Here is a 16,177-nt window from a genome sequence, read left to right as displayed (position 1 = left end):
AGAGTGTATCTATTGCTTGCGAAATGGCTCTCATATACAATGGGCATATAAAGCAGAAAAATGTTAAAAGATGCACTAAAAAAGTATATTATTGATACTTTGTTTAATGCTCGGTACACATTTTTTATGTGATGTTCATATAACACATGAGAGGGTGAGTTTTTATGTCAAGCAAGAAAGTTTTTAAAACGATGGATGGGAATGAAGCGGCTGCCTATATTGCCTATGCATTTACGGAACTGGCTTCCATTTTCCCGATTACACCGTCGTCGCCGATGGCTGAACATGTCGATGAATGGGCAGCTCACGGCCGCAAGAATTTATTCGGAACAACTGTGCAGGTGCAGGAAATGCAGTCTGAAAAAGGTGCTGCCGGCGCTATGCACGGTGCGTTGAACACCGGCTCCCTGACGACGACCTTTACCTCCTCGCAGGGCATGATGATCATGCTTTCGAACATGTTCAAAGTTACCAGTGAACTTCTCCCCGGCGTTTTCCATGTTGCTTCCCGTACTGTTGCCACGAACGGGTATACCATTTTTGCCGGCCATGACGACGTTATGGCTATGCGCGGTACAGGCATCAGCATCATGGCTGAATCCAGCGTACAGGAAGTTATGGATCTGGCGGCAGTTGTTCATGCTACGGCTATTTCCTGCCGTGTGCCGATTTTGAACTTCTTCGATGGGTTCCGTACGTCCCATGAAGTGCAAAAGATCGAAGTTATTCCGTATGAAGAATTGGAACCGATGCTTGATAAAGAAGCTGTCCAGGCATTCCGTGACCGCGGCATGAATCCGGATAAACCGGAAGCCGTTTCGTTCTGTGAATCGGCGGAAGTGTATATGCAGCATCGTGAATCGCTGAACAAATTCTATGACCGTGTTCCCGACGTGGCCGAACACTACATGAAGATGATCGGCGACATTACCGGTCGCGAATATCATCTCTTCAATTATACAGGTGCTCCCGATGCGGAATATGTCATCGTTATCATGGCTTCCGGGGCGCAGACCGTCGAAGAAACGGTTCGTCATCTCGTAGCGCAAGGTGAAAAAGTAGGTTGCATCAACGTACACATGTTCCGCCCCTGGTCGGAAAAGCACTTCCTCGCCGCCATTCCGGATACGGTTAAGCGGATTGCCGTTCTGGATCGCACGAAAGAAACCGGCGCCAACGGTGAACCCTTGTACCAGAGTGTTGCCGCCTGCTTTGCCCGTATGGATAATGCGCCGCGCGTTTACGGCGGTCGTTACGGGATCGCTTCGAAGGAATTCCTGCCGGCTGATGTCGTAGCGGCTTTCGATAACCTGAAATCCTTTAACCCGAAACATGACTTTACGCTCAGCATTAACGACGACGTTACACATAAATCCCTGCCGCGCACGTGCAGTCTTGATCTTGGCGGTAAAGACGTCAAAGCTTGCAAATTCTGGGGCTTCGGTTCTGACGGTACAGTCGGCGCCAACAAGTCTGCTATCAAGATTATCGGCGATAACACGGACATGTATGCACAGGCATACTTTGCTTATGACTCGAAGAAGTCCGGCGGCGTAACCGTATCGCATCTCCGTTTCGGTAATGAACCGATCCTGATGCCGTATCTCATTAACAGTGCCGATTTTATTGCCTGCCACCGGCAGTCATACGTTCACTCCTTCGATCTTCTTCGCGGCGTGAAAAAAGGCGGCACCTTCCTTTTGAATACCGTCTGGAAACCGGAAGAATTGGATGAAAAATTACCGGCATCCCTGAAACGCGCCATTGCGAAGAATGAAGTCGAATTCTATATTATTGATGCTGTCGGCATTGCGCAGAAGATCGGGTTGGGCGGCCGTATCAACATGATCATGCAATCGGCGTTCTTCAAACTTTCCGAAGTCATTCCGCTGGATTTGGCGATCAGCAAATTGAAGGAATCCGTTGTTAAATCGTACGGCAAAAAAGGTCAGAAAGTTGTCGATATGAATAACGCAGCCATCGACGAAGGATTGACGAATATCGTCAAGATCAACGTTCCCGCTTCCTGGGCTGACGCTGTTGACGAACCTGCCGATCTGTCGAAGCATACGGAATTCTTTAAAGATTTCGCCATTCCCGTCAACCGTCTTGAAGGCGATGATCTTCCGGTCAGTGCGTATGCCGGCCGTGAAGACGGCAGATGGCCGACCGGCACATGCGCCGAAGAAAAACGCGGCGTTGCCATGTTCGTACCGAGCTGGGATGCCAATAAGTGTATCGGTTGTAATCAGTGTTCCTTTGTCTGCCCGCACGCCGCTATCCGTCCGTTCCTGCTGACGGAAGAAGAAGCCGCCAAGGCGCCTACCGGTTACCAGGATAAGGAAATTAAGGCTGCTCCCGGCTACAAATACAACATCGTCGTTTCCGTTATGGACTGCCTCGGCTGTTCCAGCTGTACACACGTCTGCCCGGCTAAGGCGTTGGAAATGAAGCCGTATGACGAAGAACAGTACAAAGCGGCTCTTTGGGATTATGTCATCGCTTTGCCGCAGAAACCGAATCCGAAGGACAAGATGACCGTTCTCGGCAGCCAGTTCGAACAACCGCTCCTCGAATTCACCGGGGCTTGTGCCGGTTGTGCGGAAACACCGTACTGCAAGGTTGTTACACAGCTCTACGGCGATCGCATGATGGTCGCAAACGCTCACGGCTGTTCCAGTGTTTGGGGTGGCAGCGCACCGACTTGCGGCTATACGAAAAATGAACAAGGTCATGGTCCCGCCTGGTCGACGTCGCTCTTTGAAGATAATGCCGAGTATGGCTTCGGCATGTTCTTGGCTGAAAAGACGGAACGCAAACTCCTGAAAGAATATATTGAAGCCGCGATGGATGTTGCCAGCCCGGAATTGCAGGCAGCTTTCAAAGAATGGCTTGATAAGATGATGGACAGCGAAGGTACTCGCGAACGGGCCGATAAAGTACAAGCCCTTCTGGAAGCGGAAAAAGACGGCAAAGAAGCCTTGGAAAAGGTTTACGGCTTGCGTCGGTTCCTCGTAAAACGCAGTCAGTGGATCTTCGGCGGCGACGGCTGGGCTTATGATATCGGATACGGCGGTTTGGATCATGTCCTGGCTATGAACGAAGATGTAAACGTCCTCGTATTCGATACGGAAGTATATTCCAACACTGGCGGTCAGTCTTCAAAAGCGACGCCGACGGCAGCTGTCGCGCAGTTTGCCGCAGCCGGTAAACGGACGAAGAAGAAGGACCTCGGCATGATGGAAGCTACGTACGGCTATGTTTATGTCGCACAGGTTGCTATGGGCGCCGATAAGAATCAATTCATGAAAGCCCTTAAAGAAGCGGAAGCATATCCGGGACCGTCTCTCATCATCGGTTACGCGCCTTGCATTAACCACGGTCTGAAGCTCGGTCAGGGCCAAAGCCAGCTCGAACAGAAACTGGCCGTTGAATCAGGGTACTGGCACCTTTGGAGATATAATCCGCTCCTCAAGAAGGAAGGCAAGAATCCGTTCATACTCGATTCTAAACCGCCAAAAGGTAATTTCCGCGAATTCCTCATGGGCGAAACACGCTTCTCGTCCTTACAGCGTACATTCCCTGAAATCGCCGAAGCTCTCTTCCAGAAGACGGAAGAAGATGCTAAAGAACGGTATGAAAGCTATGTACGGATGGAAAAATCCATGTCTTTAGATGTAAAAGAAGAATTGGAACTCACCAAATAATACATCCTTAAATGTGTCCAGTGAACACGAAACCCCTCGGGAATTTCCCGAGGGGTTTTCGTTATGGCCGCATATGTTCGCGACGTGCCGATCATGAATCGCGACTCCTGCTGAGCTGTCAAAACAAATATTTGGTAGCGTAACTGAGGTCCATGTACTGGGCGATGAGGTCATCATCAAAGCCGTATTCTTCATTGCGGTTCAGCCATTGCCCTACTTTCATCTTCATCTTCTTGCCGGCATTCAGCGGTTCCTCATACTCAATCCGCAACAGCCTGGCATCTTCCGATTTATTTTCAACGTGGATGAATAAGCCCTGTTCAAAGGTCAGCTCGAACACCTTACGGAAGGCGTGGGGGAGTTGGAATCCGAATGGCATGAAGTATTTTTGCACAAAGCCGTCGGCAATGAGGATCGAACCGGTATAATCCATTTCATGGGCCAAATCATACCGCAGATCGCCGGCAGGAGAATGGAAAGAAACCGGTGCGATACCGTCGATAACCGGCGCCGTACCGGATCCGGAATTGGTAAACAGCTTTAAAAGGCAAAGGTGCTTCGTATCGTTAATACCGAAAATACAGGAGTAACCGCGCAGGCAGGAATCGTCAAACATGAACGGGTGAATGCCGAAATCCTTAATATTGAAAAAAGAAGGAACCTTTTCAACAGCTACGATGCTGTATTTAAACGTATCGAAATTAAAGCCGTCAAAGAACTGAGCGCGCATAGTCGTACCTCCACCGGTGAAATAGTTTGCTTATACCCAGTGTACCATAATTCCGGCTAAAATGCCCGAAACGACGGAAACGGAAACAATGCCTGCGATGACGAGCTTCGGCATGATGTGATCAAGGACGGCTTTTTGTTCGGCTTCCGTGCTGCCGCAGGCGCGAGATACTTCAAGCGAAATAAGGTAGGTGCCGGGGAATCCGAAAAAGGCCGTGACTGCCATGGCAATGGACAATCTCCAGTCGAAATGCACGATTTTGCCGAAGATGACCGCTACGATGGCGCAGCTGACAGTACCTACGGCGAGGACGATGAGCAGCGGCAGGATCATGGAAAGAAGCATTTCCGGCGTGGTGCCGGTCAGTCCCAGGAATATGAGCGTAATCGCTCCGGCCATGACAAAAGAGAGTCCGTTGGCTTTTGTCAGACAATTTTCTTCAAGCAAACCGAGTTCGCGAAGAATGACGCCGAAAAACAGTCCGAAGATCAGAAAACTGATACCGGTTGCCTGACCTAACAAGGTGGAAATATAAGAAAGAAGTGCCAGTTTGCAAAGAATAATATTCGGCGTGCTGAATTTTTCGGGAATCGTAAAGCCCTTGAGGAGGTTCGGCTTTTCTGCCGCAGCCGTCGGTCCGGCCACGATGGTTTCGGCGTTGCCGCGGAATTCGTTGCAGACGCGATTGCCTTCTTTTTTGCAGAAATAGCTGGCGATCGGGATGCCGACAAAATTCTGGAAAACCAGAACCAATACGGCGAATACTTTGACATCAGGGCGGTTGAGAAGGTCGCCGACAGGAGACATGACCAGGTAGGCGACGACGCCGCCTGCCAGTACGGGGGCGCCGACGAGGGCATAGTACGTATCAATGAACAGACGGCCGATAAAGAAAACGCCGCCGGCGACGGCTATCGTCGCGAAGAGCGTGACAAAAACCGTTTTCCATTCAGCCGCGAAGTCTCGAATACGAATGGCCGTGCCGATATGGATGAGGAACATACAAACCGTTAATTTTGCAAAAGGCACGAGTCCGGAATCTGTGAAAATGGATGTCGGCAAGCCGCACCAGAAGCCTACGGTAAAGACAACGGCACAAAATAAAAGCATGGAGATGAACGCTTTGGTTTTGTCGGCGACAAAATCACCGAGAGAGTAAATAAAAAACAGAACCGCAAGTGCAGCTAAAGAATCCATGGAAAGCCCTCCTTTAAGGTGTCGTCAAGCGCTGAAGCGCTTTTTTGTATACAGTCAGCACATATTCCAGAGCCAAAGGCAGACCGGCTTCATCGGCTAAATAAAAAGCCGGGTTATGGTGCGGCGTCGGCGCGTGTGTCCCCGTCGGGTCGGCAAGGCCGAACCAGGCGATGGCGGCAGGCTTTTCCTGGCTGAAGTAAGCAAAATCTTCAGCGCCCAAATTGGGCGGTACATCGAGAACGTTGATGCCCAATTCCCGCGCCGCTTCCGCCATGATGGCCGCGCATTTTTCGTCGACGATACAGGCCGGATAACCGTAGACCAGGGCCACTTCGACAGCACAGTTGTGCGCTGCACAGATGGCTCGCCCCAAGCGGTCGATTTCCTTCATGATGGATTCGCGCACCTTTGTGTCCAAGACGCGGACGCAGCCGCCCATGCTGACTTTTTCCGGGATCACATTGGCAACACCTTCTACGCCGCAATGGAGGTAACTCACGGAGACGGTGCTGCTGGTCAGGGGATCACATTTCATTGCCGGGATCAAATGGATGGCAGTGATCAGTTCACTGGCCGGAATCAGCGGATTATTGGCAGTATGGGGAAAACCGCCGTGACCGCCTTTGCCGGTGATTTTAAAATCGTATGTGCCAACGGCGGCGAAACGGGTGCCGCCATGCACATCCAGCGTGCCGATCGGGCTTTCGGCGTTGACGTGAATTGCAAAAATATAATCGATCTTATCCATGATACCGTCTTTTACGAGTTGCACGGCTCCGCCGGGGAGGAATTCTTCTGCTTGCTCAAAAATGAAATAGATGGTTCCCGCAATGAGTTCGGGGTGTTTTGCCAAGATTTCCGCAGCCGCCATCAGGATTGCTGTGTGCGCATCGTGGCCGCAGGCGTGCATTACGCCGGGGACAGTGCTTTTATACGGCAGATCGTTGTTTTCGATCAGCCCGAGTGCATCGATATCGGCGCGCAGTCCGATGGCAGGACCGGGTTTGTTTCCTTTTAAACAGCCGACCGTACTGTTGCCGCTGATTCCTTCCAGTAAGGTGATGCCGGCCTTTTTCAGGCGGCTGCGGATCCATTGGGCCGTATGCTTTTCTTGGAAAGACAATTCCGGGTGAGCATGCAGGTATCGCCGATTTTCGACGAGTTCATGACCATATGCCGCGACCAGGTCTTTGATCGTATTATCCATCATCATAAACGCCTCCATTTTTTATAAACTTAACGTGGGATATACATACTATAACGCAAAATAAGTTTCCTAGCAAGTAACTATGGTTGCGAACAAGGGAACAAAAAACTACCTCGACAATTTCGTCGAGGTAGTTTTTTGGAGGATAGATGCTATTCCTTGATCAGAGAAGTCGTCTCACCGGTGATTTTCTTCGGCAGGAAGCGGCAGAGGGCGGTGCAGACCAGTACGGGAATAAGCCAGGCCAATCCCATTGTACCGAGGGGCATGGCGGCGATTATGTTGCCGGCCCAGGTCAGATGAGCGAATTGGCTGAGAATATCGATAAAGGCAATCAGTCCTGCTACGGTCACGGTGAGACACATGCCGGGATGGGAAAGAGCCGTAAATTTATTGACGATGACCAGAATGACAACGGCGATGGCGATGGGATAGACGAAAAGCAGACACGGCAGCGAAATGGTGATGATTTCATTGAGACCGAGATTGGCGATGGCAAAGCTCATGACGGAGCAAACCGTGACATATTGTTTGTACGTGAGTTTCGGGAATTCTGCGGCGAAAAATTGGGAAACCGATGCGATCAGGCCGACGGCTGTCGTAAAACAGGTAATGGAAATCATGACGGCCAGGAACCAGACGCCGACGGTGCCAAAAACGCGATAGGAAGCTTGTGTCAGCACGTAGGCGCCGAGATTTACCGACGGATCACCGTAAACTGCGGCAGGAATGGGAAAATGGTTGCCTAACAGGCCGAGCCCCAAATAGAGGAAGCTCATCAGAACGGCAACGGCGGCGCCGGCAGCCCAAACACTGCCATAGTATTCCTTTTTAGACGCGAAACCGAGTTGTCGCAACGTATCCAAGGCGATGAGCGAAAATGCGAAAGAAGCGATGGTGTCAACTGTATTGTAGCCTTCAATAAAGCCGGAGCCAAACGACGATTCGGCGTACTTGCCGAGGGGCTCCGTCAACGCCGGTGACGTGAAGGATAAGAGACCGAGAACAAAGAGGATAACGATCATGATGGCAAAAACGGGGGTCAACACTTTGCCGACGCGGGACAATAACTTTGAAGGCGTAATCGAAAGCCACCAGCCGAGACCGAAATAGAGCGCCGTATAGAAGAAAAGAGGTAACGGGCCGTTGCCGGCCAGGGGGAGAATGCCGACGGAAAAGGACGTTGCCGCCGTGCGGGGGATTGTCATCGTCGGGCCAATGACGAGATAAATGACCGTCAGAATAATGAGAGAAAACAGGGGTGATATTTTGCGGTTCATTTCAGCGCGAAAGCTGCCTGGATTAAACGTTCCCACGATTAAGGCGACGACCGGCATGCCGACGCCGGTAATGATGAAGCCCGCAATTGCGGACGGGAATGAGGCTCCCGACTGGAACCCGAGGGAGGGCGGGAAAATCAAATTTCCGGCGCCGAAAAAAAGACCGAATAACAATACACCGATCTGGATACCTTTGTGAAACATACATACGCCTCCTGCATTACAATATTTGTACATATTATATACACATAAACAGGCTTTGTTTTTGTGTACGATACAATCATAACCTGATTTTACCTAAGAGCAGTATATTCTGTCAAAAGAGGGCAAGAACCGTCTTTTATGAGGAAACAGGATAGGAAATGATCGTTTTTGGAAAATATCCGATCTTTTTACCGGTATAATTAAGGATTTATAAAAGAAAATGGATTTGCAGACCGATTTTCGGCTGGTTTTTATATGGTTTTTAATTGTGTTTTTTTCGTATATTCCGGTGCAAAAAAAGACTGTAAGAACCGTACATTTATCAGCAGTGTCAGCGTTACCGCTTTTTCTTTTTTTCGGGCATTTCACTGGTGCCGAAGCGGCGGCAGGTCTTCGCACGGCCGGCGCAGGAAGCCATATCCGTTTCCGCTTTTTCAGTCGTACCGTACTTTTATTAATTGCAGGCAGTGGCCTTTCACCTGATGCTGCTTTCGGAAAGTGACGGTAAATTCTTGATTTCCCGTTCTGTAAAGATGTAATATAATTGTGTTGTAACGATTATGGCAATAAACTGTATCTTCGATCAGGGGAGGTCACCGAATGCAGACAATTCGACGGTTGTATGTGGCTAAAAAAGGCATTTTTGCCGATGAAGCAAAGCGCATGCTTAGCGATGTAAAGGATAATTTGCAGATTCAAGGACTGAAAGAAATAGTGATATTTAACCGCTACGACGTAAGCGGTTTGGACGATGCCGCGTTTGAGGCGGCTAAGGCGATGATCTTTTCAGAACCGCCTGTTGATCATGTCTACGAAACGCTGCCTGTCGCTGAAAATGATACGGTCCTGGCCATTGAGTTCCTGCCGGGACAATATGATCAACGCGCCGATTCGGCGATGCAGTGCTTGCAGATGCTGACGCTGCGGAATGAATCTCTTGTGCGCACTGCCCGTGTTTTTGTGTTCAAAGGTGACTTGACCGCCGCCGATGTGGCGGCTATAAAAAAATACTGCATCAATCCCGTTGAAGCAAGAGAAGCGTCGTTGGCGGCGGCGACAACGTTGGAACTCCCGTGGGAACGGCCTGAAGATGTGCCGGTCATAGAAGGGTTTACGGCTATGGATCGGGGGGCGCTGATCGCCTTGTCCGGCGCTATGGGGTTGGCAATGAGCCCGGAAGACTTGGTGTTCTGTCAAGCCTATTTCCGTGATGAAGAGAAACGGAATCCGACGATTACGGAAATTCGTGTCATAGATACCTACTGGTCCGATCATTGCCGGCATACGACTTTTATGACGGAATTGACCGATATTACTATCGACGAAGGGAAATTTACAGCTCCCGTTCAACGCGCTTACGAGGCGTACCGGACGACGCGGCAGGCTTTGCAGCGCAAAAAGCCGCAAACGCTGATGGATATGGCGACAATTGCCGTCAAAGAGTTAAAGGCTGCCGGCAAGTTGCAGAATCTCGACGAATCGGAAGAAATCAATGCCTGCACGATCATTATTCCTGTTGACGTCGACGGTATCGAAGAAGAATGGCTGCTCCTCTTTAAAAATGAAACCCATAATCATCCGACGGAGATTGAACCCTTCGGCGGTGCCGCTACCTGTCTCGGCGGTTGTATTCGCGATCCCCTGAGCGGCCGCTCCTACGTGTATCAGGCAATGCGCGTTACCGGCGCCGGCGATCCGCGGCAGGCGATTCGAGACACCTTACCCGGTAAATTGCCGCAGCGGCTTCTGACGACCGGCGCCGCTAAAGGGTACAGTTCTTACGGCAATCAGATCGGGTTGGCTACAGGTGAAGTAAAAGAATATTACCATCCCGGCTTTATTGCCAAGCGGATGGAAATCGGTGCCGTTCTCGGTGCCGCACCGCGCAGCAATGTCGTGCGGAAGGCTCCCGTGCCCGGTGATATCGTCATCCTCCTTGGCGGCAAGACGGGACGTGACGGCTGCGGCGGCGCCACGGGGTCTTCCAAGAAGCATACGGTCAGCTCCTTGGAAACGTGCGGCGCCGAAGTGCAGAAGGGGAATGCGCTGACGGAACGCAAGATACAGCGTCTTTTCCGCCGTCATGAAGTGACGACGCTGATCAAGCGCTGTAATGATTTCGGCGCCGGCGGCGTATCCGTTGCAATCGGCGAATTGACAGACGGGCTGGATATTAATTTGGATGCAGTACCGAAAAAATACGAAGGTCTTGACGGCACGGAACTGGCTATTTCGGAATCGCAAGAACGAATGGCTGTTGTCGTTGAGGCAAAAGATGTCGAAACTTTTATGGCTTACGCCGCCGAAGAAAACCTGGAGGCTACTATTGTGGCCGAAGCGACGGACACGAAGCGGCTGGTTATGCATTGGCGCGGTCAGGACGTCGTCAATATTACGCGGGCTTTCCTCGATACGAACGGTGTCACGCAGCGACGTCAAGCCGTCGTCACCGCACCGGCGGAGACGGCACTGTTTGCGCCGCCGGCGGTCAGCGACGTCAAGCAGACTTGGCTCGATACGATGCAGACGCTCAATGTCGCTTCCGAACAGGGACTGGCAGAACGATTCGACAGTACGATCGGTGCCGGTACGGTCCTGATGCCTTTTGGCGGTCGTTACCAAAAAACGCCTGTTGAAGGCATGGTTGCTAAAATTCCCGTTTTGCACGGGAAAACGGAAACGGCCAGCATCTTTACGCACGGATATGATCCGGAACTGGCATCGTGGAGCCCTTTCCACGGCGCGCTTTACGCTGTTGTCCAGTCTGTAGCCAAGCTTGTCGCACTCGGCGGTGACCGGCGGCAGGCCTATTTGACGATGCAGGAATTCTTCCAAAGTCTCGGTACGGACAGTGAGGCTTGGGGGCAGCCTGTCAGCGCCCTGCTCGGCGCGTATACGGCGCAGAAGGCCTTGCAGATCGCCGCGATCGGTGGTAAAGACAGTATGAGCGGTACCTTCGAAAACATTACGGTGCCGCCGACGCTGGTATCCTTCGCCATTGTACCGCAGAAGACAAAGTATATCGTTTCGCCTGAACTGAAATCGACAGACAGTGCAGTGCTTCTCTTTGATTTGCCCCGAGATGAGGCGGAGATTCCTGATTGGGACGTTTTTAAGGATCACTGTGACTTTTTATATGAACAGGTATTGGCAGGTAAGATCAGAGCCATGCATGCCGTCGGACGAGGCGGTATTGCCGCAGCGCTCGCGCAAATGGCGTTCGGCAACGGCATCGGCGTTACCGTCGATAAAGGCGTGCCGGTTGCAGACCTTTTTGCCCTTCGTTACGGCGCGTTGCTCGTTGAAACGGCTGCGAACGATGGCGCGGCCTGGGAACAGAAAGGTCATGTACGCCGCGTCGGCGTGACGACGGCACAACGGGCTATGAAGATTGGCGCGACGGAAATCGCGCTGAACGAATTGCAGGAAGCGTGGGAAGCGCCGCTGCGCCAGATTTTTCCGCTCTGCAGCGAGAGCGCGTCAGATGACGCCGAACTATCGCTCTATCCGACGTACGGGCCGCAGCGGGGCGAGCATTTCGGCAAACCGCGCGTGTTTATTCCCGTATGCCCCGGTACAAACTGTGAATATGACTCGGCGGCGGCGTTTGAGCGAGCCGGCGCCGTAACGGATACGCTGGTGCTGCGTAACGAATCGCCGGCGGCTTTGGCGGAATCGATTGAGGAAATGGCGAAACGAATAGCCCAAGCGCAGATCGTCATGTTTCCCGGCGGCTTCAGCTCCGGCGATGAACCGGAAGGCTCCGGCAAATTTATCGCCACCCTTTTCCGCAGCGCCGCTTTAGCGGAAGCGCTGGAACGACTTCTGCACCGGCGCGACGGTTTAGCTCTCGGCATCTGTAACGGTTTTCAGGCCTTGATCAAGCTCGGGCTCCTGCCTTATGGCACGATCCGTCCCTTGCGTGACGACAGTCCTACGCTCACGTACAATACCATCGGACGACATCTCTCGCGAATGGTCAATACAAAGGTCGTTTCCGTCATGTCTCCGTGGTTCCATAACGTTAAGGCCGGAGACGTTCATACGATTGCCATTTCTCACGGCGAAGGCCGCTTTGTGGCGACGCCCGCTCAGATCCGTGAACTGGCGGCGAAAGGGCAGATTGCAACGCAGTATGTCGATTTGGCGGGGAAGGCTACGAACGACAGCACGTATAACCCGAATCAATCCATTTTGGCAGTTGAAGGGATTACCAGTCCTGACGGTCGTGTTCTCGGCAAAATGGCACATACGGAACGATTTGCCGCAGCAGATATTTTTCGTAATATTAGCGGCAATAAATATCAACCCATTTTTGCCGCCGGTGTAGCGTATTTTAAATAATTTCCGAACAGCTGACGGCAGGCTCTCATCCGCGTGGTGGGAGCCTTTTATTGTCCTTTGCTGGCTATTTACGGCGATTTCTGTTATAATAATACAGATACCCTTGTAACCGCTTGGGAACGAAGCTTTTGGATTACATTTCTGTTTTGAGGTGACATTGTGGACGAACAACAGCAATTTGACAAAGTGTTGCCGGTGTGCTTGGAAAATGAGATGCAGAGCGCCTATATTGACTATGCCATGAGCGTTATCATCACGCGCGCTTTGCCCGATGTACGTGACGGTCTGAAACCCGTTCATCGCCGTATTCTCTACGCCATGCACGAAGCCGGCATGACGCCGAATAAACCGTATAAAAAATCAGCCCGTATCGTCGGGGAAGTTTTAGGTAAATATCATCCCCACGGCGACAGCTCCGTATACGATGCGACGGTGCGTTTGGCGCAAGACTTTTCGACGCGCTACATGCTCGTTGACGGTCATGGGAATTTCGGCTCCGTTGACGGCGATTCGGCGGCGGCGATGCGGTACACGGAAGTTCGCATGGCGAAGATCACCGGCGAGATGTTGGAAGATATCGACAAAGAGACCGTCGATTTCATGCCGAATTATGACGGTTCGCTTCAGGAACCGACCGTATTGCCGTCAAAGATTCCGAATTTGCTGGTGAATGGGTCGGCAGGGATTGCTGTCGGCATGGCCACGAACATTCCGCCTCACAACCTGGGGGAAGTCATCGATGGGCTGGTTTTGATGATTGACGATCCCGACGTCACTTTGGAACAGGTGATGACGAAGATCAAAGGACCCGATTTCCCGACAGGAGCGAAGATTCTCGGCAGAGAAGGCATTCTGCGAGCCTACTCCACGGGGAGAGGCAGCATTAAAATGCGTGCCTGCGCTGAAATCGAACCGATGAGCAAAGGCAAGAACCGGATCATCGTTACGGAAATACCGTATCAGGTCAACAAAGCTCGCGTTATTGAAGCGATCGCCGATTTGTCGCGCAATAAAACTGTCGACGGCATTACAGCTTTGCGGGATGAATCGGACCGCAAGGGGATGCGCATCGTCATTGAATTGCGTGCTGACGTCAATCCCGATATCGTGCTCAATAAACTGTATAAACATACGCAGCTGCAGGAAACTTTCGGCGTCATCATGCTGGCCCTTGTCGACGGCCATCCTCGCGTCCTGACGCTTCGCGAAGTATTAGCGCATTATCTGGCGCATCAGAAAGAGGTCATTACCCGCCGTTGCCGGTTTGAACTCGACAAAGCATTGGCGCGGGCCCATATCTTGGAAGGTCTGCTCATCGCCCTCGACCACATCGACGAGGTAATCAGGACGATCCGTGAATCGCAGACCGATGAAATTGCCAAAACGGCCTTGATGAGCCGTTTCGGTTTGAGTGAACGGCAAGCTGTCGCGATTCTCGATATGCGTTTGCGCCGCCTGACCGGACTGGAACGGGAAAAAATTGAGGAGGAATACCGGGAGCTGCAGGAACGGATTGCCTATTTGCGCGCCGTTCTGGCTGATGAACGGATGGTTATGGATATTGTCAGAGGCGAGCTTCTCGAGGCGAAAAAGCGTTTTGGCGATGAACGGCGGACGAAGCTCGAAGCTGATTCATCGGAATTCGCCATTGAAGATATGATTGCTGATGAACGCATGGTACTGACGTTGACACGCCGCGGGTATATTAAGCGGATCAACGCCAACGTCTATCACACGCAGAATAAAGGCGGCCGCGGCATTAAAGGCATGGGGACGAAAGATGAAGACGCCGTCAATCATTTGCTCTTCACTTCATCGCTGAATACGGTGCTCTTCTTTACGAATTTCGGCCGCGTATATCGCCTGAAGGCTTATGAAATTCCGGAAGCGAGCAGCCGTAACTCGAAAGGCGTCGCGGCGATCAATTTGCTGCCTTTGTCTGGAGGCGAAAAAGTCAACGCCCTTATTGACCTTGACCAGGCGGATCTGTCCATGAATCTCTTTATGGCGACCGAACGGGGATTGGTTAAGAAAACGGAGCTCGGTGAATTCAAGAATGTTCGTCGCAACGGGCTGATTGCCATTTCTCTCGTAGAAGGAGATCATCTGGCAAAGGTTCGGCTCACGGCAGGCGATCAGAACATCATTTTGGCGACGAAGTTGGGAATGGCGATTTGCTTTAAAGAAAGCGACGTTCGTCCTATGGGCCGTAATACGCGCGGCGTTCGCGGCATCGCTCTGGCCGAAGGCGACATCGTCATCGGTGCCGATGTCCTGGAACCGGGGTGCCAGGTGCTGACCGTCAGCGAAGAAGGATTCGGCAAACGGAATAATATTGACGCCTATAAAGTACAACTTCGCGGCGGCAAGGGCGTGAAGAATTTCAAGATTACGCCGAAAACAGGGGACATTGTCGGCGTTGAAGTCGTTCATGACGATCAGGAGCTGATGCTGATCACGTCAAATGGCATCGTTATTCGCACGGATATTGAAAGCATCGGGATCAAGAAAGGCCGCAATACATCGGGTGTTAAAATTCAAAAGCTCGAAGAGAATGATAAAGTAGCCGCGTTGGATACGATTACCGTTGAAGGCGAGACTGACGAGGATGAAGAAGAATAAGTAAGGGCGTGCATACTGCGCAGTAGCATAGAAGATGAAATCGGCGAGGCTGTAGCGGGGTGAGGGATCATTCCCTTTCCGTTGCGGCCTTTTTCTCTTCATATTGTTGGCGGTGAGCTAATCTGCATAAGCGGCTTTTTGTCACAAGCTTGACACAATTATCAGGAATTCTTTCCATGTGGGTACAGTTTATTTCCAGTTTTGTTAAATTACTTGTATATAGCGCTTTTTCCCTGTACAATGCCAATTATCAACAGATTGGCATTCGTAAAGGAGATGATCGGGTATGATGCAGGTATCTAAAACGATAAAGATGATGGTCTTAGCCGCGTTTTTAATGGCTTCGGCCGGAGGCACGGCAGTTGTTGAAGCAGCGCCGGCGGATCATGGAAATCATGGACGTCCAGAAGCTCACCGGCAGGCGCCGCCACCACCGCCCAGATACAGAGAGTCTCATCACGATAACAATACGACGACGGCTCTTGTAGTTGGAGCGCTGATTGGCGCCGCCATTGCTGAAAATACGTAGAGCGTTGCCTTATACGAATCAATAACGGAATCCGGCTCCATGGTGTGGAGCCGGATTTTTGTCGGCAAAATAGCGACGCATTTCGACACTTGTTGTGCCCGTATCTATACGGCAAAGAGAAGGCGCATGACATATTGCCCTTAAAAAGGGGCTGTGATACGCTTGACAAGGAGGAAGAAGTCTGATAGAATGAACAAGCTGTTGATGGCGCGAGCGCGCACAGCAGCAAAAAAGATCTTGACAGACTAGGAATAGTTTGGTAAGATAAACGAGTCGCCAAACGGCGGCGTGGCCTTTGAAAACTGAACAATGCAACGAATGAAACGCCAGAGTGCAGGTCTCAAGAAATTGAGACAT

At 51.4% G+C, this 16,177-nt stretch carries 8 protein-coding genes; 4 read left to right on the top strand and 4 right to left on the bottom strand.

The window, feature by feature from the left end:
• Positions 1-164 precede the first annotated feature (164 nt).
• Positions 165-3,707 carry a pyruvate:ferredoxin (flavodoxin) oxidoreductase gene (gene nifJ, locus C0977_RS05895; RefSeq protein WP_101912747.1) on the top strand — a complete coding sequence of 1,181 codons (3,543 nt, stop codon included), beginning with the start codon at positions 165-167 and terminating at the stop codon, positions 3,705-3,707.
• Between the two features lie 118 nt (positions 3,708-3,825).
• On the opposite strand, the gene C0977_RS05890 is transcribed toward nifJ, so the two are convergent.
• The 4 genes from C0977_RS05890 to brnQ form a co-directional block, all read right to left on the bottom strand.
• On the bottom strand, positions 3,826-4,437 hold the full coding sequence (locus C0977_RS05890) for a hypothetical protein (RefSeq protein ID WP_101912746.1): 612 nt from the start codon (positions 4,435-4,437) through the stop codon (positions 3,826-3,828).
• Between the two features lie 30 nt (positions 4,438-4,467).
• Entirely contained in the window at positions 4,468-5,634 is a 1,167-nt protein-coding gene (locus C0977_RS05885) for a hypothetical protein (RefSeq protein ID WP_101912745.1), read from the bottom strand.
• A gap of 13 nt (positions 5,635-5,647) precedes the next feature.
• The gene (locus C0977_RS05880) at positions 5,648-6,847 is read right to left on the bottom strand and encodes a M20 metallopeptidase family protein (RefSeq protein WP_234987588.1); all 1,200 of its coding nucleotides are present in this window, start codon (positions 6,845-6,847) and stop codon (positions 5,648-5,650) included.
• A 146-nt stretch (positions 6,848-6,993) separates the two neighbouring features.
• Positions 6,994-8,325, bottom strand: a complete 1,332-nt coding sequence (brnQ, locus tag C0977_RS05875; protein WP_101912744.1) for a branched-chain amino acid transport system II carrier protein — start codon at positions 8,323-8,325, stop codon at positions 6,994-6,996.
• A gap of 600 nt (positions 8,326-8,925) precedes the next feature.
• Here brnQ and C0977_RS05865 point away from each other — a divergent pair.
• The 3 genes from C0977_RS05865 (at position 8,926) to C0977_RS05855 (ending at position 15,820) form a co-directional block, all read left to right on the top strand.
• Positions 8,926-12,669: a phosphoribosylformylglycinamidine synthase gene (locus C0977_RS05865; RefSeq protein WP_101912743.1), complete on the top strand. Its 3,744-nt coding sequence runs from the start codon at positions 8,926-8,928 to the stop codon at positions 12,667-12,669.
• Positions 12,670-12,825: 156 nt separating this feature from the next.
• Positions 12,826-15,291 carry a DNA gyrase subunit A gene (gene gyrA, locus C0977_RS05860; protein ID WP_419177926.1) on the top strand — a complete coding sequence of 822 codons (2,466 nt, stop codon included), beginning with the start codon at positions 12,826-12,828 and terminating at the stop codon, positions 15,289-15,291.
• A 286-nt stretch (positions 15,292-15,577) separates the two neighbouring features.
• Positions 15,578-15,820 carry a hypothetical protein gene (locus C0977_RS05855; RefSeq protein WP_101912741.1) on the top strand — a complete coding sequence of 81 codons (243 nt, stop codon included), beginning with the start codon at positions 15,578-15,580 and terminating at the stop codon, positions 15,818-15,820.
• The last annotated feature ends 357 nt before the right edge of the window (positions 15,821-16,177 follow it).

The sequence above is a fragment of the Megasphaera vaginalis (ex Bordigoni et al. 2020) genome (assembly GCF_900240295.1).
In the GTDB taxonomy this organism is placed as follows: Bacteria; Bacillota; Negativicutes; order Veillonellales; family Megasphaeraceae; genus Megasphaera; species Megasphaera vaginalis.
This window is presented reverse-complemented; position numbering and strand designations above follow the sequence as displayed.